21 protein-coding genes are annotated in these 23,365 nt (G+C 66.3%); 6 read left to right on the forward strand and 15 right to left on the reverse strand.

Annotation, left to right across the window (positions count from 1 at the left end; all coding sequences use genetic code 11):
• Position 1 precedes the first annotated feature (1 nt).
• Positions 2–3,910: a DISARM system helicase DrmA gene (drmA, locus tag ACFYOV_RS03125; protein WP_389082084.1), complete on the reverse strand. Its 3,909-nt coding sequence runs from the start codon at positions 3,908–3,910 to the stop codon at positions 2–4.
• A gap of 802 nt (positions 3,911–4,712) precedes the next feature.
• On the opposite strand from drmA, the gene ACFYOV_RS03130 reads away from it, so the two are divergent.
• The 5 genes from ACFYOV_RS03130 (at position 4,713) to ACFYOV_RS03150 (ending at position 12,740) form a co-directional block, all read left to right on the forward strand.
• The gene (locus ACFYOV_RS03130; RefSeq protein WP_389082086.1) at positions 4,713–6,191 is read left to right on the forward strand and encodes an ATP-binding protein; all 1,479 of its coding nucleotides are present in this window, start codon (positions 4,713–4,715) and stop codon (positions 6,189–6,191) included.
• A 69-nt stretch (positions 6,192–6,260) separates the two neighbouring features.
• Positions 6,261–9,035 carry a Z1 domain-containing protein gene (locus tag ACFYOV_RS03135; RefSeq protein WP_128803047.1) on the forward strand — a complete coding sequence of 925 codons (2,775 nt, stop codon included), beginning with the start codon at positions 6,261–6,263 and terminating at the stop codon, positions 9,033–9,035.
• Positions 9,032–10,042, forward strand: coding sequence for a PD-(D/E)XK motif protein (locus tag ACFYOV_RS03140; RefSeq protein ID WP_389082089.1), 1,011 nt, complete (start codon positions 9,032–9,034; stop codon positions 10,040–10,042). The genes ACFYOV_RS03135 and ACFYOV_RS03140 overlap by 4 nt, the downstream gene beginning before the upstream one ends.
• Entirely contained in the window at positions 10,035–12,044 is a 2,010-nt protein-coding gene (locus ACFYOV_RS03145) for an AIPR family protein (RefSeq protein ID WP_128803045.1), read from the forward strand. Before ACFYOV_RS03140 ends, ACFYOV_RS03145 begins: the two co-directional genes overlap by 8 nt.
• Positions 12,045–12,107: 63 nt before the next feature.
• Positions 12,108–12,740 carry a hypothetical protein gene (locus ACFYOV_RS03150; RefSeq protein ID WP_128803044.1) on the forward strand — a complete coding sequence of 211 codons (633 nt, stop codon included), beginning with the start codon at positions 12,108–12,110 and terminating at the stop codon, positions 12,738–12,740.
• Positions 12,741–12,875: 135 nt separating this feature from the next.
• Here ACFYOV_RS03150 and ACFYOV_RS03155 read toward each other — a convergent pair whose 3' ends face one another.
• Positions 12,876–13,064 carry a hypothetical protein gene (locus ACFYOV_RS03155; protein ID WP_389082092.1) on the reverse strand — a complete coding sequence of 63 codons (189 nt, stop codon included), beginning with the start codon at positions 13,062–13,064 and terminating at the stop codon, positions 12,876–12,878.
• 56 nt (positions 13,065–13,120) lie between these two features.
• On the opposite strand from ACFYOV_RS03155, the gene ACFYOV_RS03160 reads away from it, so the two are divergent.
• Positions 13,121–13,594, forward strand: a complete 474-nt coding sequence (locus ACFYOV_RS03160) for a very short patch repair endonuclease (RefSeq protein ID WP_389082442.1) — start codon at positions 13,121–13,123, stop codon at positions 13,592–13,594.
• Here the strand turns inward: ACFYOV_RS03160 and dcm are convergent.
• The 13 genes from dcm to ACFYOV_RS03225 all read right to left on the reverse strand — a co-directional run bounded on the left by dcm (position 13,581) and on the right by ACFYOV_RS03225 (position 23,253).
• On the reverse strand, positions 13,581–15,515 hold the full coding sequence (dcm, locus tag ACFYOV_RS03165) for a DNA (cytosine-5-)-methyltransferase (RefSeq protein WP_389082094.1): 1,935 nt from the start codon (positions 15,513–15,515) through the stop codon (positions 13,581–13,583). The two genes, ACFYOV_RS03160 and dcm, sit on opposite strands and share 14 nt — an antisense overlap.
• Positions 15,516–15,994: 479 nt before the next feature.
• Positions 15,995–16,441 (reverse strand): hypothetical protein, encoded by a 447-nt coding sequence (locus ACFYOV_RS03170; protein ID WP_389082096.1) that lies wholly within the window; start codon positions 16,439–16,441, stop codon positions 15,995–15,997.
• A gap of 86 nt (positions 16,442–16,527) precedes the next feature.
• A complete protein-coding gene (locus ACFYOV_RS03175; protein ID WP_389082098.1) occupies positions 16,528–17,973 on the reverse strand; it encodes a methyltransferase domain-containing protein in 1,446 nt (481 codons plus the stop codon).
• The gene (locus ACFYOV_RS03180; RefSeq protein WP_389082100.1) at positions 17,970–18,629 is read right to left on the reverse strand and encodes a ParB/RepB/Spo0J family partition protein; all 660 of its coding nucleotides are present in this window, start codon (positions 18,627–18,629) and stop codon (positions 17,970–17,972) included. Before ACFYOV_RS03180 ends, ACFYOV_RS03175 begins: the two co-directional genes overlap by 4 nt.
• Before the next feature lie 55 nt (positions 18,630–18,684).
• Positions 18,685–18,849 (reverse strand): hypothetical protein, encoded by a 165-nt coding sequence (locus ACFYOV_RS03185; protein WP_389082103.1) that lies wholly within the window; start codon positions 18,847–18,849, stop codon positions 18,685–18,687.
• Complete coding sequence (locus ACFYOV_RS03190; protein ID WP_389082105.1) at positions 18,846–19,541, reverse strand: poly-gamma-glutamate hydrolase family protein; 696 nt, start codon at positions 19,539–19,541, stop codon at positions 18,846–18,848. The genes ACFYOV_RS03185 and ACFYOV_RS03190 overlap by 4 nt, the downstream gene beginning before the upstream one ends.
• A 64-nt stretch (positions 19,542–19,605) precedes the next feature.
• Positions 19,606–19,731 (reverse strand): hypothetical protein, encoded by a 126-nt coding sequence (locus tag ACFYOV_RS03195; protein ID WP_389082108.1) that lies wholly within the window; start codon positions 19,729–19,731, stop codon positions 19,606–19,608.
• Entirely contained in the window at positions 19,728–19,940 is a 213-nt protein-coding gene (locus ACFYOV_RS03200) for a hypothetical protein (protein WP_128803037.1), read from the reverse strand. The genes ACFYOV_RS03195 and ACFYOV_RS03200 overlap by 4 nt, the downstream gene beginning before the upstream one ends.
• Positions 19,941–20,168: 228 nt before the next feature.
• Positions 20,169–21,107: a hypothetical protein gene (locus ACFYOV_RS03205; RefSeq protein ID WP_389082110.1), complete on the reverse strand. Its 939-nt coding sequence runs from the start codon at positions 21,105–21,107 to the stop codon at positions 20,169–20,171.
• A 15-nt stretch (positions 21,108–21,122) separates the two neighbouring features.
• A complete protein-coding gene (locus ACFYOV_RS03210) occupies positions 21,123–21,374 on the reverse strand; it encodes a hypothetical protein (RefSeq protein ID WP_389082113.1) in 252 nt (83 codons plus the stop codon).
• A gap of 5 nt (positions 21,375–21,379) precedes the next feature.
• Positions 21,380–21,706 carry a hypothetical protein gene (locus ACFYOV_RS03215; RefSeq protein WP_389082115.1) on the reverse strand — a complete coding sequence of 109 codons (327 nt, stop codon included), beginning with the start codon at positions 21,704–21,706 and terminating at the stop codon, positions 21,380–21,382.
• 59 nt (positions 21,707–21,765) lie between these two features.
• Positions 21,766–22,920, reverse strand: coding sequence for a ParB/RepB/Spo0J family partition protein (locus tag ACFYOV_RS03220; RefSeq protein ID WP_389082118.1), 1,155 nt, complete (start codon positions 22,918–22,920; stop codon positions 21,766–21,768).
• 162 nt (positions 22,921–23,082) lie between these two features.
• The gene (locus tag ACFYOV_RS03225) at positions 23,083–23,253 is read right to left on the reverse strand and encodes a hypothetical protein (RefSeq protein ID WP_389082120.1); all 171 of its coding nucleotides are present in this window, start codon (positions 23,251–23,253) and stop codon (positions 23,083–23,085) included.
• Positions 23,254–23,365: the final 112 nt, after the last annotated feature.

The following is a 23,365-nucleotide window of genomic DNA, read 5'->3' on the forward strand; positions in this document are numbered from 1 at the left end:
TTCATCCCCTTCCCTTGACAGTGGTGGTGGCCTCCACCTCACGCAGGGAGTTCGGTGCGTTCTCGTAGGCCTCACCGGTGCTCGCAACGAGGTGCGCGAGGTCACCGAGGACGACCGGCCGAGAGGCCGGACGCGTGACCGTCGGCTCGTTGTACAGCAAGGCACTACCTACGCGATCAGCAACCTGTCGCCAACGTTCCAGCTCCGAGCGTGCGTGGTTCTCCGTATCCGAGGTCGGTGGGCGGCGGAGGGCAGGCTGCTGGGCGGCACGTTCCTCGAGGATTCCGGGGAGAAGGTCCACCTCGGGGTGCAGGTGGGCATCGCTCATCTCGTGGGCACGGCAGAACCAGCCCCCGTTGCTGAGCCGCTGTTGGATCCGCCACCGCTGGTCGACTTCCACGGAACCCGTCGTGGTCGGAACACTTGCTGCCTGGCGGAGGACACTCACCATCACCGGGCCGAGGGCCCTGTCCCTTGCCCGGGGCGCGAAGGGATTGACGGTGACGGGCTCGACGTGCCGGTAGAGCGTGGTGTGATAGCCGGCGAAGTACTCGTAGTGGCTGAGGTCCCGCGGGCGCGAGGCCCGGTAGAAGGTGACGACGAGACCGCCAACACCCCGGCCCACGCGACCGGTGGCCTGGATGTAGGACGAGGTGGTCTTCGGCTGCCCGTGTACGACCATGAGTCCGAGTCTGTCCACGTCGACACCCGTGCCGAACATCGAGGTGGCGACGACCGCGTTCGTAGGTTCCCGGCCAGGCGCCAGCCGATCCCCCAGCTCCTCGAGCATGCCCGGGAGCCGTAGGGAACTGGTGCGGCTAGAAAGCTCCATCGGCTCCTGCTCGTCCAGAGTACGAGGCGACGCGGCAACGCTCCCCAGACGTTGGGGGATGTCCTGACGGGCCAGCGCAACGGCTCCGGCCAGTTCGCGGATCGCGTTGAAGTAACCCACGAGCGTCCAGAACGGATCCAGCTCCTCCTGTGCGACGCCTGCGTCGAGTCGGTCGCGGGGTGTCTGGAGTAGACGTGACCACACCCGGACGATGGGTGTCTGCGCTCCGCGGCCGGGGGCTATCACTCCGACGTACAGACGACCCGCCCCCTGTGCGTCGAGTGGATGAGAGGAGCCAGTCGACGAGAAGAACGCCTCCTCTGCGCGGAGTCCCTGGGGAGGGAAAACCTCCAGGCTCCGGTCGAACAGCGAACGGACCTGCTCCTCCGCCCTCCGGACGGTCGCGGTGGAGGCGACGTACTTGGGCCTGACCGTGTTCTCGCCGTCGGACACTGTGGAGAGGAGGTCGATGCCAGCCTCGTAGAGGCCGACCATACTGCCCAGAGGACCTTCGATGAGATGCAGTTCGTCCTGCAGCACGAGGTCGGGTGGGCGGAACCCACGAACCTGAACGTTCTTGCCCGCTGTCACCTCCTCACGGGCGTTTTGTGGGAGGGTCGCCGGCCCGAGCGGAGGTGCCCAGGCCCGGTAGTAGCCCAGGTGCTCGTTGAGCCTGTCGACGTTGCCGAACAGAGCGCCGGCTCTCGGTTCGAACGCCAGACGGGCGAACTTGTCCACCGTCGCCACCACCATCGACGGGCACCTGGCGTAGACCTGCTCGTCCACCGTCCACGCCGGAACAGGACAGTGCGTCGAGGAACCATCACCCCGGTCGAAGGCCGGCGGCACAGGCCAGGCACCGACCTCGGTCGTCTCGGACCAGGCCAGATCGGAGTTGAGTGGACACTCCGGGTGCGGACAGAAGATCTCGAACTCGACGGGCTTCTCGCTCCGTCGCTTGCCCCAGTCGACAATCCGCACGAAGTACCCCGGTCGGCTCGCACGCGCTGAGACGAGCCAGGATCTGGAGCCGAGCAGACGACGCACATGCCCGTCGAACCACTTGTCGACGCTCTGGTCGGAGACGTCCGCAGTGGCGCGGAACCGAACGGACACGGTCGCGAACGACGGGTCCGGGTGACGAGTTACCGTGACCGCGGTCACGTCGAACGGTTCTTCCGACAGCTGCGGTGCCACGTCCGGGCCCAGAGCGGGATCAGTGTCGCCCACCACGAGGTGCAGCACACCCGTGTCGCCTTCGCGCAGGCCCTCCGGGGGGAGGGCGAGCGTCGACCCGCAGGCTGGACAGTTCAGGATCTGGGCCGGGTCACCCTCGCCCTCCTTCCCCTCAAGAATCGAGATGGCTCCGTACCTCTTGACGATCCTGTTGTTCGCGTCGCGGTATTCGAAGTCCTGCAGGTTGTTCGGGGTCACGTTGCCACCCACCCACAGCCCGACCGAGAACCTGGTGGAGCCCCACGGCACGTCACCGAGACCCTCCCACCCGGAGGGCCGCCAGCCACGCTGCCCGGGCGAGCCACTGACCCTGAGGAACTCGCACGCGGTCACCATCGCGAGCGCCCTCCGGTACTGCTGGATCGTGAGGAGCCGCAGTGTGTACCGGGAGAGGACGGTCACTCCTGCTCCTCCCCCGGGCTCCTGCTCGTGCTGGGCACGGAGCCGCCGAAACGCGAGAGTGAAGGCAGCAAGTCCGAGGTATGCCTCGGTCTTGCCTCCACCGGTCGGGAACCAGAGCAGGTCACACACCTCGCGGTCCTCGTGGGTGTCGTCGACGATCCCCCGTAGGTTGACCAGCTGGAACGCGAGCTGGAAGGGCCACCAGCGGTTGACCTTCCCCTTGGTCCACTGCGACTGAAGGGCGATCGCACGGTTGGCGAAGCAGAACGCGAGGAGGGCGTCGCGGTCGCCTGCCAACAGTTCTATACCGTCTCGGATCCGATCGAGCGCGCGTCGGCACCCGGAGAGGTGTCGATGGGCCGCCGTACCTGGCGCATGGTCTCCCACCCCGCGGACCTGGCCCTCGATCCAGCGTTCGTATGCGTCCGCGAGCGGCTCCAGTCTTTGGCGGAGTACGGCACCATCCGTGATACCGGCCAGTTCCGTCGGGTCCAGCTCGGGTGGATCCCCCGCGTCGGATGGCCAACCCTTGTCCGGGGCGTTGACGGGAACCACAGGAACGAACTCGGACCGGACGTCGGCCGGCTCGAACTCGGCCACCGTCCCGTCGTCGAACAGGTGACGCCCATCGGACCACCTGAACGGGGGCCGAGTTCCTTCCAGTCCTCCCGGATGTGGGCGCTCCGGGTCGACCTGACGCCAGACGGCGGAGCAGAGGTGCCCCCGCGCAAGGACGGGACGGCCCTCGTAAAGAAGCGCCAGGCTCTCGTCCTCCTCGTCCTGCGCCAGGTGCTGGTGTTCCAGTGGAACCAGCTCAACTCCGCTCCGACAGCGCAGACGTACCTGCGGCTGGAACACGTGGTCCGACGGGGAGGGGTGGTCTGATTCCACAGTGCTCTGGTTGACCACGAACACCGATATCTTCCAGATGCCGTGGGAATCCCTGCGGCTTCGGACCCTCACCACCAGCCCTGGATCCGCGGGGTCACTCAGCCAGGTGTCGACGGAACAGTCCACGTCGCGCCAGACAGCCCCATGTGGCTCCCTGCACCATTCCCCGTTCGTCTCATTGCGGTACCTGGCCCAGGTACCGCAGATGTCGAGGCGTGGCCCCTCAGGGGCGCTGACCGCCAGGGACACGCCCATCGATGACGGTCTGGCGCGGGGGTCGATAACCAGGGGCGGAAGGCCGGCGCCGACAGGCTGATGTCCTGAGACGGAGTCGCCTGGATCGAGGTCGTCGTCACCGTCCAGGAGCTCCTCGCCAACGAGCTCCTGGTCCGAGTCGACCTCGACCGATGGGGATGAGAACGGAGCCAGGACCCCGACGATGTACTCATCAAGCGGGTCCTCTTCGCCCCCCAGCCTCTCCATCGGCCCTCCTCGGGGACCGAGGAGCTCAGCTACGAGATCCGCTACGAGGTGGTCTCGTTCGCTCATCGGGGTTCTCCTTCTCACTTTGTTCCTCGTGGAGGATCTCGATCTCAGCGTTGCTGAAGTCCCTAGGCCTGTGGCACCAGTAGCCACGCGAGTTCCACAGGTTGCAGAGGACGAGTCTCAGCACCGAGTTGTCCCTGCGGACGTACCCGACGGTGTTGGCCAATACCCCGGAGCTCCACCCGGGGGCGGAGGGGCGCCCGCCCCACTTGGCCATGTCCGGGGCGGGGAATGACCAACCGCTGTACTGACATCCGTCGATTCCGCACTCCCCCCGGAGAACGGCTGGACTCCGCAGGCAAGGAGGCCGGTGGCCAGGACCCTGGGTGAAGGCAGGGCCATTGGCGGCCCGGCGAACCTCGTACGCTCCGGGTGAAGTCGGCCGCGCGGGAGGAAAGCAAGAGCACCGATGGGGCCGTGCGACTAAGGCTCGTCATTCACGAGCGCGGCCGGGTGCTGTTGGAGGTCGATCAGCACGTTGGAGTCGAGGCGGACGGCTGGCGGGCCGTGGTAACCGGACGGAGCAGAGCCGGGACGGCGTTCTGGCACAAGCCCAGCCCACCTTCCCTGGTGACTTCGTGGGCACGCCCGCAGGCTACGCCGTCGGGAGGTTCGTGGTCACGTGATATGCCCAATGGCTCCAGTACTATCGGTTTTTGGGTGGGGGCCTGTCGTGTGCGACAGACTGAGTACGCGGTGGGGCGTCCCCCGAATCTGGGGTGCTCGCCGCTCGGTTCCGATGGATCTCCGGGACGACTGCACTCCAAGGAACGCTCGTAACGGGGAAGCAGGGCTGGATCCACCCATGACGTACGACATCGCGGCCCCTGAGCCCGCGGGAATGGTGGCTTCGCTCAGCTCCCTGGGGTACTCGCTGCCGGCGGCCATCGCCGACCTCGTGGACAACAGCATCTCGGTGGAAGCCCGGAACATCGACGTCGAGTTCGCCTGGGCAGGACGGGACTCATGGATCGCGGTGGTCGACGACGGATGGGGGATGACCGCTGAGGAGCTCGTCACGGCAATGACCGTGGCGGCTCGGGGGCCCTCGACGTCACGCTCCTCCACGGATCTGGGCCGCTTCGGCGTCGGTCTGAAATCGGCCTCGTTCTCGCAGTCGAGGCAGCTCACCGTGGCCACCGCCAAGGCCGGTGGGGAATGGCACACACGTACCTGGGACCTCGACGTAGTCGAGGAGACCGGCGAGTGGCGGCTGCTCCATGGAGCCGACGACGCCACGACAGCCATTCTGGACAGGGTCCGGAGTGCCGCCGGACACGGCACGATCGTTCTCTGGCGACGTCTGAACGGCTACCACGACGATGACGTCAGCGAGGACGACGAGCGCACCCAGAAGCAGTTCTACGCCGAGGCGGCCCGCACGGAGTCGCACCTCGGAATGGTCTTCGCACGTTTCCTCGCCGGGAGCCGACGCCGGAACCTGCGAGTGTCCGGAACCCCGGTGGAACCCTGGGATCCGTTCCTGGGCAACCATCCCTCGGTCCAGCGGCTTCCCATGGAAGAACTGCCTCTCGGTGGCAGTTCCGTTCGGGTCGAGGCGTTCATCCTCCCCAGCGCCCACCGGCTCACGCCGGAGGAGTACGGCAGGGCCGCAGGACCGCAGGGGTGGCTCGACCAACAGGGCTTCTACGTCTACCGCCGGAACCGCCTGATCCTGGCGGGCGACTGGTTGGGGCAGAGAGGCATGCGCCGCGAGGAGAAGTACAACCTGGCGCGCATCGCCGTCGACATCCCGGCGGAGACGGACGCCGAGTGGTGCGTCGACGTGAGGAAGTCGAGTGTCGTCCCGCCCGTCGGTCTGCGTCCGCACCTCCACCGCATCGCGCGGCAGGCCCGGGCGAAGGCCGCGGACGTACTGCGGCACCGCGGACAGGTCGCTGCGCGTACTCACGGTGATCCACTCTCCTACGCGTGGAACGTGCGCCGACCGGACGGCAAGGTCACCTGCAGGATCAACCGCAGCCACCCACTGGTCCAGGCTGCTCTGAGACCTGGCGGCAACAGCACTGCAGACGTACGAGCGTTGATCCGGCTCCTGGAGGAGACGGTGCCCGTGGCGGCCCTCCGCGTGATGCACGAGACGGACACCAGCGACGATCCGGAACCGTTCGGTGGACCGGGGCCTGCAGACGAGGCGGCGACCGAGGTCGCACAGCGGATCTACGAGTCGCTCGTCTCGGGGGGCCGCTCACCCGCTGCCGCGCGCGAGAGGTTGCGGACCATGCCTCCGTTCGACCAACTACAGGGCTTCTGGAGCGGATGAGCCCCGAGCTGTTGTCGGTGCTCGCCCCTACCCTGCTCGATACCGTCTACGTCCCGCTGGAGGTCCCACGTGAGCGCCGTTCCCGACGACCCCATGGCCAAGGCCAAGCGCCTGGTTCTCGGGTTTCTGCCGCAGGACCGTCAGCCGAAGACAGAGGAGGTACAGAACGCGGTCAACGCCATCTTCGGAATGCTGGCCGCACAGGGAGAATCCCTGGACCGGGACCAGCTGGCCAAGGAGATCGAGGCCATGACTGCTGTTTTCCAGGAGCGATCCTCGGGCCTCACGGACTCCAAGGGCCACGAGCCGTGGCTGCCGGAGGCGAAGAACGACCGTGACTGGGACTTCTGGGAGCGGTACCGGCGCTACCTCGAGGACGTGGTGAGCCTTCCGCCGTGGGTCGTGAGGCGGTTGGACCAGAGCTCCGACGAGGTGTTGAGCCAGCTGGAGGATCCACGCCGCCCCGGTTCCTGGAGCCGCAAGGGGCTCGTGATCGGTCAGGTGCAGTCGGGCAAGACCGGCCAGTACATCGGGCTCGCAGCCAAGGCCGTTGATGCCGGCTACCGGCTCATCGTGGTGCTCGCCGGCATCCACGACGACCTCCGCAGCCAGACACAGCTACGGGTCGACGAGGGACTCCTGGGTTTCGACACCCAGCACTACAGGCGGTCCAACGAGGTCGGCAAGTCCCGACTCATCGGCGCGGGCCGGATGCCGGGAGCGAAAAAGCTCGACATCGCCTCGCCGACGAACAGCACCGCGAAGGGAGACTTCGGCAAGAAGACGGCTTCCCACACCAACTTCCCTCTCGGGAGTTTCCCCGTCGTGCTCGTCGTCAAGAAGCACTGGAAGCTTCTCGAGTACGTGCGTAACTGGGTGATCGACGTTCACGGGACCGAGGACGAGAACGGCAAGAAGGTCGTGAAGGATCTTCCCTTGCTCGTCATCGACGACGAGGCCGACAACGCCTCGATCGACACGACCAAGGACGACGACGCGGACCCGACGAAGACCAACGCCGCGATACGTGACCTCGTCAACGCGTTCGACCAGTCCGCGTACGTTGGATACACGGCCACACCGTTCGCCAACATCTACATCAACCCGGAGGCGAACAACGAGAAGGTCGGGGAGGATCTCTTTCCGGCAAGCTTCATCCGCAGCCTTCCTTCGCCCTCCAACTACCTTGGTCCCGAGCGGGTCTTCGGCCTCCAGGTCGACGACGATGACGAGGAGGACACGCCGCCCCTGCCGTTGGTGCGTCACGTGAAGGACGCCGAGATCTGGCTTCCCGCCAAGCACAAGTCGGGCCATGTTCCCGGCGCCGAGCTGCCTGCGTCCCTGCGCGAGGCGATCTCCTCGTTCGTGCTCGCCTGCGCGGCTCGGCGGGCCAGGGGGCAGACGAAGGTGCACAACTCGATGCTGGTGCACGTCACCCGTTTCACCTCGGTGCAGGGGCTGGTGCGGGACCAGGTCGACGACCATCTGCGGCTCCTCGTCGACACGCTCCGGGACCGGTACGGGAAAGGTCCCGCGCTCCGCGAGGAACTCCAGGGGCTCTGGGAGCGGGAATTCGTCCCCACCACGGAACAGTTCCCGACCGACGAGGCCGAGCGCCTCACGTGGGATCAGGTTTCGGCGGAACTCCTGGACGCCATCCGGAAGATCCAGGTCAAAGCGGTGAACGGCACGTCCAAGGACGCGCTTGACTACTATTTGAGCCGCAAGGATGGTCTCTCCGTGATCGCTGTCGGAGGGCAGAAACTCTCCCGCGGCCTCACTTTGGAAGGTCTGACGGTCAGCTACTACCTGCGTTGGTCGAAGTCATACGACGCGCTCCTCCAGATGGGGCGGTGGTTCGGGTACCGGCCAAAGCACGAGGACCTGTGCCGTCTGTACACGACCCCCGAGCTTCAGGACGCCTACGTGGAGGTCACGGCCGCCACCGACGAACTGCGCCGGGAAGTCGAGGAGATGGCCACGCTCGGCCTCGAACCGACGGCGTTCGGACTGAAGGTGCGGTCCTCGTCACTGGGCCTGACAGTGACGGCGCCCAACAAGATGCGCAAGGGCAAGAAGATCCTTCTCAGCTACTCTGGCGAAGGGCCGGAAACAGTGATCTTCAAGCTCGCCGATCGGACCGTCGCTCACAACTTCAGGCTCCTTGAGGGCTTCGTCCGACGACTCGACAGCGCGGAGGGTCTCAAGGCGACGCCCAAGGGCGGCAACGTGCAGTGGGAGGGTGTCTCTCCCGGACTGGTCTCCGAGTTTCTCTCCGACTACGAGACCGACCCCATGGCGCAGCGGGTCCGGCCGAGGCTCATTGCCAAGTACATCGACCAGTGCGCGAAGGTGGGAGAACTGGTCGACTGGACGGTCGTTCTGGTCAGCAGCACGACGTCCAAGTGGCCGCAGAAGATCGCCGGACACACCGTCGGTGCTGTGAAGCGAGCCGCGCTCAAGGACGACTTCGAGAGCGAGGGCAGGTACACGATCCGCCGGGTCATCAGCCCTCAGGACGAGCTGATCGGTCTCGACCCGATCCAGGAGAAGAGGGCACGCGAAGCCGCGCGAAAGGCTGCGGAGGAGGCGGAGAAGGCGGCGCCCCCGCAGAACCCATCGGGCACGTACATCCGGAGGCAGCGCCGCCCCCACCAGGGCCTGCTGCTGATCTACCCCGTCATGCCCGTCAACAAGGACGGCGTCGGGGTGTCGACCACACCTCTCGTGGGCTTCCAGGTGAGCCTCCCTCACTCGAAGCACCAGTCCAAGACCGAGTACGTCGCCAACACCGTCTGGCTCCAAGACGACATCTACTCGATCGTCGAGGAGGACGAAGCGTGACCGTCACGGAAGACGCGTGGCACGAACTGGAGAGCCCCCAGGATGCACCGGGGCGTTCCAGCCTCCGTCTGTACCCGGAGTCCACGCTCGACATCTTCCTCTCCGTCTCCCACCCAGGCCGACAGCGCATGCTGGTCCTCCGAGCGGACGCCCGCTCCGCAGACCCGATCGTGCGGTCGGTGGGTCGCCTCCCCAAGGCGGCCGGAATCGAGATGAACCTGAGCGCGGTGTCCCGGGTCGAGTACGAGCTCCAGGTGATCCTCACCGCGGACGAACTCCGTGAAGTCTTCAACCCTCTTGTCAGCGACGTCGCCGACACGGTGAGGGCCGCTCCGGCCGCCGCCGATGCTCTGGCGGCAGCGGTGGACAGGTTCGGGAGATGGCAGGACCTCCTCCGTGCCGTCAGCAGGGACGGACTGAGCGCCGAGGCACGCCGAGGGCTCTACGGCGAACTCCTGGTACTCGGCGACGTCCTCCTGGCTTCGCTGGCCCAGACCTCGGCCGTGGAAGCATGGACCGGTCCCACGGGTACCAACCAGGACTTCCAGCTCTCCGCGGTTGCGATCGAGACCAAGGCCAGTGTCGCGAAGCGCCCACGGAGTATCCGGATCGCCAGTGAGCGACAGTTGGACGGGACCGGTACCCCTGCCCTGCTTCTCGCCCTCGCCCAGCTCGACGAACGACGCGGTGGTTCGGGAGAGAGCCTGAACAGGAGGGTGGAGGGCATACGACAGCGGCTCACGAGCCCTGCCGCTCGGGCCCGGTTCGACGGTCTGCTCATACAGGCTGGCTACCTTCCCGGGCACCGTGACCTCTACGAAGAACCCCGGTACACCCTCCGCGAGCTTCGGTTCTGGCATGTACGGGAAGGCTTCCCCAGACTGGTCGAGTCGGACCTGCCCGAAGGCGTCGGTGACTGCACGTACCACGTGAGCACCTCGGGTCTGGACGCTCATCGCGCGACGGCCGACGAGGTGAAGGAACTGATCGGGGGGTCCCATGGCTGAGCTCGACCTGGCCGAGTTCTCGCGGAGCCTCGTCGCCGACGTCCAGGCGACCGCTGACGCCGAGGGGACGACCACTCCTGAGGCGTTCACACGCCGGGTCTTCGAAGACCTGGAGCAGGCCGGCGTCGTGTCCAACACCTTCACCGCCTATCACAAGATGCACGGGCACGAGGTTCATGGCTACGGCATCGGCGAATCGGGCGAGTCCCTGGACCTGTTCGTGACCGACTTCCAGCTGACACCGCTGGAGACCAAGCTCACGAAGGCGCAGACGGAGACGTCCTTCAGACGGCTTCTGGCGTTCGTCCAGCGTTGCCGGGACGGTCTGCAGCAGCACATCGACGAGTCCTTCGACGTGTACGACATGTGTGCGGCGGTCGAGAAAGCTCTCACCGAGGTGCAGCGGATCAGGCTCTTCCTGCTCAGCAACCGGGTGAGCACCTCGACCGAGGTCCCGGTCTCGCACTTCGACGGCCTGCCGGTGACCCACGAGGTGTGGGACCTGGCGCGTCTGCACCGTCACGCGACGTCGGGCGCCCTCGGCGAGCCCATCATGGTGCCGTTCAGCCCCCCGCTTCCCTGTGTCTCCGCCCCGAGCTCGGAAGAGGACCACTCCGTGGTCCTGGCGGTCATACCCGGGGAGATGCTCGCCGAGCTGTACGCGGAGTACGGCACGCGGCTCCTCGAACTCAACGTCCGTTCCTTCCTCCAGACCCGCGGAGCGGTCAACCGGGGTATCCGGGAAACCCTGCTGCACGCACCAGGCAGATTCCTGGCCTACAACAACGGGATCACCGCGACCGCGTCGCAGGTCGACTTCGTGAGGGGCCCGGACGGCGAGCCGACCCACATCTCCGCAGTGCACGGCCTCCAGATCGTGAACGGCGGTCAGACGACAGCCTCACTTCACTATGCGCGGAGCCGCGACAAGGCCGATCTGTCCCACGTCCGCGTCCAGATGAAGCTGACCGAGGTGGCGCCCCAGCGGCTCGCGGAGATCGTTCCGAAAATCTCTGAGTACTCCAACACGCAGAACCGAGTGACCCAGGTCGACTTCAGCTCCAACCACGATTACCACGTGGACATGCAGCGCATCACCCGCTCCCTGTGGGCTCCCGCCACGGACGGCAGCGGCCAGGAGACCCACTGGTTCTACGAGCGTGCGCGCGGCCAGTACACGGACGAGCTGGCGAAGGCTCGCACCCCCGCCAGGCAACGGCAGTTCAAGAAACTCAACCCGACGAAGCAGAAGTTCACGAAGGCGGACCTCGCCAAGTTCGTCCACTCCTGGAACCAGCTGCCCTACCATGTGAGCCGCGGAGCGCAGAAGAACTTCGTCGAGTTCATGGTCAACATCGACGAAGCGCCGCCCCGCGTCGACGTCCAGTACTGCCAGCGGGTGATCGCAATGGCCATCCTGTTCAAGGCAGTGGACCGGATCGCTGCCATCCACGGAGCCGGCAGCCACAAGAGCATGATCACCACCTACACCGTGGCTCGGCTGTCCCTGGCGACGGACCGCAGGATCGATCTCGACCGGATTTGGCGAGAACAGGGCGTCTCACCAGTGCTGGAAGCCGCGATCCACGACCTTTGCCCCCGCGTCATGCGGGCGGTGACCACGCCACTCGAGGGAAACCACGTGGGCGAGTGGGCCAAGAAGGCGGCGTGCTGGGACGCCGTGTCCAGGGTGCCCTGGACGACTCCTCGTGCTCTGGTCTCGGAGTTGTTGGACCATTCGCTGGACGAGGCGGCACTCGCCGGCGGCGCCGACGGTCACGAGGGCGCGGCAGAGGCTGCAGCACTGATCCCCTCCGACGAGTGGTTCGCGATCGAGCGATGGGCCAAGGAGACCCGCAACCTCGAACCCTGGCAGCGGCAGTTGGCCCAGTTCGTCGGCAGGCGCCTCGAACTGGAGCAGGAAGTGCCCGAAACGCAGGCCGTCCAAGCCCTGCACGCTCGTACCGAGGCGCTGCGGCTGGGATTCACCCCCCACCCGTAGACGGTGGTTCGTCTCAGGTGAGAACCAGCCACATGTCAGAGGGCAGTTCGCCAAGATGGAGGCATGATTCCCGAGTTCGATGTGTACATCCGTCGCGACTACGACCTAGGAACGCTACTCACGGGCTTGAGCGCAGAGGACGTGGCCAGGGGCTTCACAGATCACCACGAGTACGAATGCCTGGGGCTCCCGAGCTGGGAAGAGGCCGCAGAGTGTCTAACGGAGGAGGCCGCCCTCCTGGAACGGGCGGGGAGGTCTGAGGCACCTGACGGGATGGAGGCGATTCTTGACGAGTTGCACGACGCCGACGACGTCGGCTACGCCGAACTGATGGCGTACACGTTCCGCTGGAACGACATCGGGGTGGCGGGGCTCAGTTTGGCGCTCAGCGCCGCCCGGATTGCAACCTTCTACTCCTGCTCAAGCGGGCTCAACAAGCGTCATCACGCCAAGTATCCAATGGTCGGTGCCGTGCCCGATCCTGAGCGCGCTGGCCTGCTCGCCCGGCTGGTCGAGGAAAGCGGCTGCGGCATCGATCAGGTGTACGGGCGATGGTACATCTACGGGCGCTCCGTCAAGGACCTGCACGTTCTCGGCAGGGCGGTCCTGGTTGCACGCGATGCCTTCGATGCGCTGCCCCAGCCATCGTGGACCGAAGGGCTCGCCGAGTTGCTCGAGGAACTCGCGGACGAGTAGAGCCGCTGATGGCCTGCCGTAATCCCGGTCGGGGCAACCGGCCCCGTTTCGTCTGCAGTCGCGAACCGGAGCAGCAAGGTCTGGAGACGTAGGCGTTCTGGCCTGGGGTTCGCACCTCAGCGGCGAATCCGCCACTCAGAGTGTTCCCTTCTCGATCAGGTCCTTGATCGCGTCCTCGGCCCTCCTGAGCACGATACGCCCGTCCCCATCACTGAAAGCAACGAGATCAGTACCGGGTGTGATGCCAGCTTCTGCGAGCAGGCCGAGCGGCAGCTCGACACGCCCTTGGTCGTCGACATGCAGTTCGGCTGGTTCTCGGATCATGAGGAGAGTGTGGCACTCTCCCTCTCGGAGAACGTCGACAGGCTGGGGCTGTGAGCATGGCCGGAGGTGGCAGGACGCCGGACCAGCAGTGGGTTGCCACTGCTGCGGGGGAGCACCTTCGCGGCCGGCGCGTGAGGGACACCAAACCGGAAGTGGCACTCAGGAGGGCAGTGCACCGGCTGGGCCTCAGGTTCCGTCTCCACAAGCGGGTGGCGCCCCGGTGCACTGCCGACTTCGTGCTCCCCCGATATCACCTTGCGGTTTTTGTCGATGGTTGCTTCTGGCACGGCTGCCCTGCTCACTCTCCTGCGGAGTTCCGAGGACCCAACGCCGCCCTCTGGCAGGAGAAGATCGAGACCAACAAGAAGCGGGACCGGCGCAACACTGAGCAGGCTGCGGCCGCGGGGTGGACTGTGGTCCGCGTCTGGGAGTGCGAGATTCGGCGGGATGTCCAGGGGGCGGCAGAGCGGGTGGCGGCGATCGCCGGCGCCGACAGGGCGGCGTGCCGTAGGCCGGTCACTCCCCCGTGACGGCTGCCAGTGTCAGCAGATCGTCTGCTTCCCGCCGGGGACAGTACGCGGCGAGCGGACACCCCGAGCACATGGGCTGCTCCTCCCGACAATGATCCAAACCGATAAGGCGGATCGCGCCCATGCGGAGCGGTGCTTCCTCTCCTGCCCCCACGAGCTTCACCAGGTTGACGCGACCCTCACTGAGCCGGTTCGGGTGATCCGTGTCGACGTCGTTTATCCGCGCGGCGACCCGCAGCGTCCCTTGCGCGACCAGCATGAGATCCTCTCCGATCAGCAGTCGGTAGAGGGATGCCTCGGCCGGCTTCATGGCCAGCTTGGCAGGTACGTCGAACCGCTTGTTCCACTGCCAGTCGTAGGGCTTGTCCACCAGGGGCGCCAAGCGGTCGACTCGGGCTCGGACAGGCGCCGTGGGCGCAGCGTCGACCAGCTTCTTGAAAAGAGTCGCGGTGAGCCGCTTCGACTTTCTGACCAGGGCCATCATGTCGGCCATCACGGCCGGCTTGGCCTTCGCTCCGGAGAGTATGGCCACGACGGCGGCATGAAGCGGCACAGGGTCCTCGCTGGGAAGCTGATACCAGTCCCTGCTGTCGCGCCGCTGTTCCGCCCACACGGTGAGGGCGCTCCGGACCTCTCGCCAGTGTGGCCGGAGACCGGCGGCCTCCGGAGCGGCGTCACCGACGGGCTTCAGTACCGACGCGGCGGCTGCCCCCAGCAAGGGAGGTACGGCGTTCCCGATCTGCCGGAAGGCGTCACTCCGGGTACCGGCGAAACGGAACCGGTCCGGGAACGTCTGAACGCGCGCCGCCTCGCGCACGGTGAGGGTCCGCAGCTGCTCCGGGTGGATGTACCAATAGCCGTCCTTGGCGATGTGCGCGGTGATCGTACGGCTGAGTTCGTCCCAGGCCAGCTTCTTGTACTTGTCCGTGTAGTTTTCCGCGCTGTACCGCTGGTACTCCATCTCCTCCTTGGTCAGCTTCTTGTGGAGATCGGAGTACTTGGTGTCGGACTCCATGACCTCGAAGATCCGATAGTCGTCCTTACGGACTCTCCGGGTCATGTGGTCCCAGATCACCCCACGAGGCGCGCCTTCCCGCATCATCGTGGCGAAATCAGACAGATTGCGCGGCTTTCGGTACGCCAGGACCCGCTGTCCAACTCGCTCTGTGGGGACGACTTCCAGCTCGGGCAGGTCGCCGATGGCGTCACGCAGGGTGGTGCGCTGAAGGTCGGGCTTCTGCCAGGTGAACTGGTCGACGTCGTTCCGGGCCAGGAGAATGAGACGCTTCCGATGCTGAGGGACTCCGTAGTTCCACGCGTCGACAAGTCGCACCTGTGTCGCGTAGCCCAAGTCCTCCAACTCGTCCTCGATCGTCCGGATGACGAAGAAGTCGTCGTGCAGCCCCATGTCGGGGACGTTCTCCATGAGGACCGTCCGCGGGCGGATCCGCTTGACCATGTCCAGGTAGGCGCTCCAGAGCTCCTTCCGGCGGTCCTCCGGGTCACGGCCGTGGTTCTTGACGAGGTCGCGAATCTTGTTGCGCCCGGCCCGACTGAAGGGCTGGCATGGCGGTCCTCCCGCCACAAGGTCGATCTTGGCAGGCTTGAGGATCTCCTCCAGCCTGTCGCGCTCAGCGGGGTCACCGAGGTCCATCTTCAGGCTGAGGCCCGGGAAGTTCGCCCTGTGGGTGTCCAGCGCCGGGTCGTCGAAGTCCACGGCGGCCGCGATGGTCCAACCTGCCTGCTGGACGCCGAAACTGAGGCCGCCGGCACCGGAGAAGAGGTCGACAGCCAGCCTCTTGCCCTTGCCGAAACCTTCAAGCCACTCCGGGAAACCGTCGGGATCACAGCTGTTCTCGTCCGGATCAAGCTTGAGGTAGTCACTGCGTTCAAGGGGTACGCCGTACCATCCCTTCTTCACAGCACAACCCTCCGTACGCATGACATGAACGAGCACCAGGAGATCACAGATACCCTGGTGGAGGCAACGATTCCGGCATGTTGATCAACGGAACTACCTGCGGCGACTGCCCTTGCCCCCTCGGGCGCCTGCGACGAATGCGCAGACTCCCAGACAGTGACTCTCGACCGGCGTTCCGTTGTCTTCCGCAGCGGTCGATCATAGTGGAACCGGCTGACAGTGCTGCAGCCAGGGTCGGCACGGAACGGCACCGTCTTCACTCGGCCTGGGTAACGACACCGAAGGACTGAAGACACGTTCGGGTTGTTGCGCACCGCACGAACTGGACACTCGCTACCGCCGTCCTTCCCGACCGCCGAACGCCGCTCGGGAAGGACGGCTCTGCCGACTCCCGTTGAGGCCTCTGGCGACGAGGACACGAACGAGCCAGAGATGGAGAGAGACTCAGAGCCGGATCCAACTCCGAGCCCGAACGGATGTCACAGGAGTGACATCTGCTCGCCTTCTCCAGGACGCCGTGGCGGCACGTACTCGGGCGGAGCGTCCGGCGCGTTGCGCTGGGTGCGCAGCCACCAGGCGAACTGGTAGTTGCGGCATGTCCGGTAACGGACGGACTTCCGAAGCGGTTCGTCGGCGGGGATGTTGTGCTCGCCCCATCCGGTGATGGGGCGAGCGTTGTTGAGGTATACGTACAGTCCCGGCACCAGGGCGGGGCCGTCCCACTGCTCTCCCGGGGCGCTCTCGAAGGCCAGGTGCGCGTTCAGGCTCCAGTTCCAGGGGATGGGCAGGGCACACAGGTACCAGGCCAGTGGCTGATTCTCCTGCGGGAGTTCAAGCGTTTGACGCCGGCGGCGCGGGTCCACGCGGAGACGGTCGGGCCGGCCGAAGCTACGCAGGCAGTGCTGGTCGAGGGCTACGTGCCGCACGCCTGCCAGCCACATGATGTGGTACCGGCTTCGCGATTCAATTCGTATCTGCATTCGCTCCAACACGCGCTCCCCAATGGCGTTTCTCAATTGGCGAGAGATTCATTCCTCTCTATTACCAATTTTATCAAATTTCCCACCAATTCCAGATGCCTGTCATGACGGAAGCCATTCGGGTACGGCATGTTGAATTCCTCTTCAAATGCCTTCTCGTATTCCTCTTTGGGAAGGGCGATGGGGCGACGGCACGTCGCCTTGAGATTGGACCCGCTGAGGTCGCTGACCTGCACATCCTTGAAGTAGCGACGGAGCAGCGGTTCCAGCGTCTCGGGGGTGTGGAAGCGGAGCTTCTGCCACTTCCCCTTGACGAAGTTCATCTCCACGTTGTCCTCGTCGAGGAAGCTCATCTTCGTGGTCGCGGTCTGGGACGTGACGCGTTTGGCCTGTTCGTCGCGTAGTTCACGGGCGAGGTTCCGTGTGCCGAGGCACACCACCCCGTCGGCGGCACAGAGCGCGTTGACGGTCGTCATGACCCAGTGCTGGTAGTCGAGCGAGGTGGTGGCGTTGATGACGGAGTCGAGGACGACGACGTCGTACAGGCCGTTGGCCTGGATGTCCTTGTCGATGTCGCGGATCATGCCGACGACTGCGCGGATGTCGACCGCGTACGAGCCGTCCCGGCAGCGGTAGGGCTCGTAGTCGTGGATGTTGAAGCCCTTGGCGCGCAGGTGTTTTGCGTAGTCACCGTAGCCGGCGCCGAAGTCCACGACGCGGTGCGTGGGCTTGAGCCAGGGCGTGACGAGCTGGTCCCACGTTTCGGAGCCATAGGCGAGCTTTCCCGCCTTGGCCTTGGAGGAGAACTGCCGGAGACGCTTGGGCTGGACGATGTGCTGGTTCCAGACGGGGGCCTTGTCCTCGATGGCGGTCCAGTCGTAGACGCCGTATTCGCCGGTGAGGTCGGCGTGTAGCTGAGCGGCGTCGGCCGAGGCCACGGTCCAGGCGAGGAGGTCGAAGCGCGAGATCGCGGCGACGACGGCGTACTCGGCGTTGAGGACGATTCGGCCCTGGTCATCGATGACGACGCTGCCCCAGGGGCCGTGGCCGGCGGTCATGTGGCCGATGGCGTTGACGAAGGAGAGGTTCTTGCGTTCGGCGACGCGGATGGACTGCCACGGGATCCAGGACCAGGCGCCGATTTCGCCGGGCTCGGCGTAGACGACGCTGGCTTCGGTCTCCACGCGGTTGTGGAGGAGGTTGAACTGGATCTCGTCCTGCAACCTGACCTTGGTGCCGAGCATGACGGCGGGGGTGTGGGTCAGGCCGATTGCTTTGAGTCCCTTGGTTCTCTGGTGGCCTGCGACCAGCGTGCCGTCGGCGTTGAGGATGACGGGCTTGACGACGCCGTGGCGGCGCAGCGATGCCTGGAGCCGGATGAAGGCCGTCTCGCTGAGGCGACGTGGGTTGTAGTCGGCGGGGCGCAGCTGGTCGAGCGGGTACGCCTCGTGGAACGTGGTGGTGGGCGCCTTGCTCATGCGGGCTCCTCCGCCTGGTGGGCTTCCTGAAGGACGTGCCAACCGAAGCCGAGGTCGCTGTTGGTGTCGTCGACGAACTTCGTGTAGATGCGGTTGAGGACTTCGACCTCTTCGGAGGTGATCCGCACTCGCTTGGACTCCCACTGGAGGTAGCCCCACTGGAGGTAGTCGACGGTGGCGGCGGCTCCGGTGCCCGCGCCGTCGGAGGTGAGTTCCAGCGTCTCGGGGAGAGAGGTGTCGTCCAGAAGTCTGTCGACGCTCTCGCGGTCGTAGCCGGTGCCGGCGAGGTCAGGGATCTCGGAGAGGACTTCGGCGAGCAGGGCAGTGTCGTACCCCGCGAGGTCGTTGGTCCGGTTGTCGACGATGACGATGCGGGCCGCCGCGTCGTCATCGACGTCGACCCAGGTGGCCGCTATCTGGTCCCAGCCGAGCTGCTGGGCGGCGGCGACAGTGTGGTTGCCTGCCAGGATCTCGTTGGGCCGCCCGGTGTGGGTGCCCTTGTTCACGACGACCGGCCGGTACTGGCCGTTGACCGTCAGCGACTCCGCGATGGACGGGATGTCACCGCTGCGGGGGTTGCGGTGGTACGGGACCAGGTCCCCGATGGGGACGGCCAGCGGCAGGAGCTGTTCGGGGATGTTGGCGAGCACGGTCACGGGCGTCCCTTGTGTAGGCCGTTCCCCGCGCCCTACGCACGCCAACACTAGACGATCAGGACGGAGTGTCGTCTGCGGGCGCTGCGTTGCCCGCCCCGTCGCTGGCCCGGTAGTGCTGCAGTTCGGCGCGAATGGCGTCGAGGTGGTCATCTGTGATGGTGCTGGCGGTGAGCGCGTCGGCGTTGACCCGCTCACCGGTGTACTGGGACGAGGTGGTCATGCGCCCGACGCTACTGAGTCGATCGACTCTCGGCTCGGCTGGAAGACGGCTACAGGCTGCCCCTTACCCGCGGCGACGAGGGCCGTCGTGATGGCACTCGTCACGGCTGTCACGTACGAGGTAAACGCATCCGTGACGTTCTTCCGGTTAGCGCGCGACAGGTCGCCGTTGAGGAAGAAGGCTTGCCGCTGGGCAGTGCTGATCTCCAATTGCACGCCCATCCCCCGCACGCTCCGGTTGCAGATGTTGGTGGCGTCGTTGCCGTTGATCTCTTCGCTGGCGATCTGGACGGCGAATCCGGCCTGAGCCAGCGATTGTCCGACGTGGTCGCGCAGGCTGTAGTCGAGGCCCCCGAGGTTCGTCATGGGGGTGGTTCCGGCGGCACCATGCCAGGAGACGATGTGTGTGGCACTTTGCGCGAGTGTCAGCGCCCGCGGGTCGTCGAAGCTGGTTGAAGTCAGATGCAGGTCACTGTTGTTGGCTTGCTTGGTGCCCTCGAAGGTATAGAAGTCGTGCACATCTCCTGCCGCTGCACTGGCGAGTTCGCTCGTGCCCTGTTCAATTCCGCCCCCGTGAATTGCCAGGTGGAGAAGCGTGGATATGGGGGATGAACGCCACGAGCGTTGGTAGTCGATGCCTTCGATCTGTGCGCTGGCGAGTGCGGCGAAGGAGTTGTAGAGGCCGGTGGTCACAGGGCACTTCCGTTCAGTTCGGGGGTTGCCGACACGGCGGTGGCGGCGGCCACCGCCGTGTCGTCTAGCGGTTGTTGCAGCGGCAGATGCCTGGGGGCAGGCACCAGGCGTCGCAGGCGTTGCACCACTCGGCACCCGGCACGGGGGGCTCGCGGTGCTCGGTCTGCTGGGCTGCCGGGTCCTCGGTCATGCCGCTGTTCTCCTGGGTCGTCGTCTGGTGGCGATGGCTGCCTCGAGTTCCGCGCTTCGCTGCGCCGCGTTCGGGTCGGGGCTCTGGCGAATCCTTCGGCCCGGGTCTCGCTCGTCGGCGGCCCTGTCCGGCGGGCCGTCCCGTTCGATGAGCAGACGCAGGTACAGCTCGCGGTCTTCCGGATTGCCTTTGAAGTCGTCTGCGCTCATGTCGCTCCGGAGTGCACGGGACCCGCTCCCGACGTGGGCGGGAGCGGGTCCGGTCGTGTTCGTGGCGTGCGGTCCGGGTGGCTTCGCGTCGGCGCGGAGCCGGTGCCTGGCGGGTAGGGCGCGGGGGATTGGCCACCCGCCAGGCACCGAAGGGGATGCCGCATGCCACGGCATGTTGGTGGGCCGGTTCCTCGGCTGTGGCCGTTCCCTCCAACGAAATAGACCGTATCACTCTTGAGTGTTGGGATCTATTTCACCCGAAGAGTGGTCCCGCCCGTCATGCGGCGCTCCGTAGCCGAGCCCGTCCAGGGGCGCCGTTCCGTGAGCGGTCGGCTCGTCCGTGAGGAACAGGTCCTGCTGCACCGCGCGGGGCCGCGCGGTGAAGTCCTCGGGCCTGAACGTGATCTGCGGCATGCCGCGAGGCGGCGCCACGTCGCGGACCGGGATGACCGCGATCACCGTGGCCACCCCTACCGCCGGAAACGCGTCTGCGGGCAGCTCCCACAAAGTTCCCCGCGCCTCCCATATCCGGGCGAGGAAATCCTTGGTCCTGCGATCGCTCCGGTAGGTGAGGCTGCCGTACATGATCGCGACGAGGAGGCCGCCGGGCTGGATGAAGCGCAGCGCCCGCTCCACGTGCCGGATGTCCTGGCGTTCGGCGAACGGCGGGTTCATGATGACCCGCTGGTAGCGGCGCTGCACCGGCACGCTGAAGAAGTCGGCGTTCGTGACCTGCCGGGCGTACCCGCCGGCGCGAATGTGCTCGGCGCGAGCGGTGTCGAGTTCGACGCAGTCCACGATGGCCCCGCGGGCGGCGACGGCTTCGGCGATGGCGCCGCGCCCCGCCGAGGGCTCCAGCACCTCGCATGCGGGTTCGAGTTCGGCCAGGTCCAAGAGGCGCTCGACCGTGGCCTGCGGCGTCGGGTAGAACCCCCGGTCAACGTCGGTGATCACCTCCCCTGTGGCGAGCAGCCCGGCTATGGCGTCGGCGGCGTCGATGGTGAAGATGTGGGCCTTCTTGTAGCGGTGCCAGACGCCGCCCAGCGCCTGAAGGGCGAAGTTGACGCGCTCGTACAGCTTGCGGTCGAGCTGGCCGTTCAGGCGCAGTGCCGGGCCATCGACCGAGGCCGCACGGAGGACGTCGAGAACGTCGGTATCTATCTGCATGGCTGGAACTCCTGATCAGGCGTACTGGGTGCAGTTGACGGCGAGCGGGTGGCCCTTGTGGTCCTCGCAGACGGCGTCGCCCGTCGCAGGGTCCGTGCCTCCGTCGCACAGCTCGCAGACCCAGTAGCCGCAGACGACGCAGATCGCGGAGGCGAGTTGGTTGCGGGTGTCGGCCAGGTCGGCGTCGCAGCGGCGACAGACTTCGGGCGGGAGGGTGCCGTCTTCGGGCCAGGTCTTGAGGCCGTTGATGCGCTCGGGCCGCTTCATGCGCTCTACCCCTCAGCCTCATTCGTGGTGCTGGCGACCAGCAGCGCCGCTTCGAGTTCCACCAGGCGCGCCGCGACCATGATCGGGAAGCGGACGTAGACGGAACCACCGGCCTGGTTTAGGAGTTCGGCTGCGGCGAGGAAGGTCGCGTTACTGGCTTCGTTCAGTGCCTGCGGGTCGTTGTCGCGGCGGCCCTTGACCAGATGCCGCGCGGCCTCACGAACGAGCTGGGCGGCGTTGGAGTCGTACTCCTCGAGGGCGTTGGCCGTAGCCGGCACCCCTTCGAACAGGTTGCGGTTGATGTTGCGCATGGTGCGGATGTCGTTCATCACGATGGGTCTCCCGGTGGAAAGGGGGGCGGCCCGCTGGGGGCCGCCCCGGTGTGGGTCGTTCAGGCTGCGACGGCGACCGGCTCGGCGTCGGCGTCGTCCGCCTCCGCCTCCGTCTTCGGCTCCGGGGCGCTCTCCTGCTCCGCGTCGTCAGCCGCTTCGGCCTGCGGGGCGGCGGAGGCCGTCTCCGCCTCCGCGTCCGTCTCTGGGGCTACGTCGGCGGACGGCTCGACGGCGGGCTCCAGGCTGGCGAGGGCGGCGTCGGCCTCCGCGACCAGGTCGGGGGCAGCCGCCGCGGGGTTGACCATGATCTCGCTGGCGTCGGCGTGCGCCTTGGCCTGGCGGAGCTGGAAGCGGGCCTTCTGAACGAAGTTGGCGACTCGGTCCATCTGCTCCAGCCGCTTGCCCACCTGACCCTCCAGGGTGCGGGCCAGCTCCATCGGGTCCGCCTTGCCGATGCTGTCCAGCAGCTCGCACATGCGCTCGATCTCGTCGAGGTCGCTCTTGGTCTTGACCTGCGCGCGGGCGCGCTGCGCCTTCTCCTCGGGGGACATCTCCTCGACGTCGACCATGGAGTCCTGCTGGGCCGCCTTCTCCTGCTTGCGCATGGCGTAGGCGATGTGGACGAGCTGGTTGTCGCTCTTGTCGCCCTTCTTCCAGTCCTCGAAGACGGCCTTCTGGTTGTCCCGGGAGAGGGCGGCGATCTGGACGGCCGCCTGGGTGCCGATGTGGCCGAGGTCGACGGCGGTCTGGATCTCGGGGCGCAGGCTGAGCAGGGCCAGGCGCTGGTTGACGTACTGGACCGACTTGGAGAAGGTCTTCGCGACGCTGGCCGGGTCGGCGTCCTCCTCCTCGTCCAGGACCTTCTTGAAGCCGCGCGCCTCCTCCAGCGGAAGCATGTCCTCGCGATTCAGGTTCTCGGCCATGGCCTTCTTGAAGGAGTCCATGTCGCTGATCTCGGCGTCGCCCTCGGTCAGGAGGATCTTCGTCTCGATGGTGATGTTGCCCGCCATCTCGTTGGCGCGGAAGCGGCGCTCACCGGCGACCAGCTCGTAGCCGCCCTCGTCGACCTTGCGGACGACGATCGGCTGGAGGAGACCGTGCGCCTTGATCGAGTCAGCCAGCTCGGTCAGGGCCTCCTCGTTGAAGGTCTTGCGGGGCTGGTTCGGGTTGCGGCGGATCTGGCGCATCTTCAGGGTCGCGAACTTGTGCGGCACTTCGGGCTCCAAGAGGTCGGTGGGGGCTTCTCTCTCCCCCTTCCTTCTGGTTCTATTCTATATGCATTCATGGGAGGGTTCCACAATTTTCGGGAAGTTTTTGCAGGTCAGACGCGTGAGCGCGGGCTTCCCCGGGGAAGCCCGCGCTCGGTCATTCGCTGATCAGCCTGCGACCGCGCCGCACAGCCACTCAGCGTCGCAGCCGGCCCACTCCGGGTCGACGACCGACAGAGCACCCAGCGCGTCGAGCGCCGCCCGCTCGTCCAAGGCGGCATTCTCCCTGCCGCCGGACTCCGCCAATCGGGCCAGCACTCGCTCCAGCTCGATCCCCACCCGTTCCTCCCCGCGTTGCAGCGTTCCGCCCCCTCAACGAGCGGCGGGCCGCTTAGATCCCCACACAGCAGATCTCGCGGCACACATCGAGCGGTTGGGGGGCGCCGGTCAC

This window comes from Streptomyces sp. NPDC005931, from assembly GCF_042871235.1.
In the GTDB taxonomy this organism is placed as follows: Bacteria; Actinomycetota; Actinomycetes; order Streptomycetales; family Streptomycetaceae; genus Streptomyces.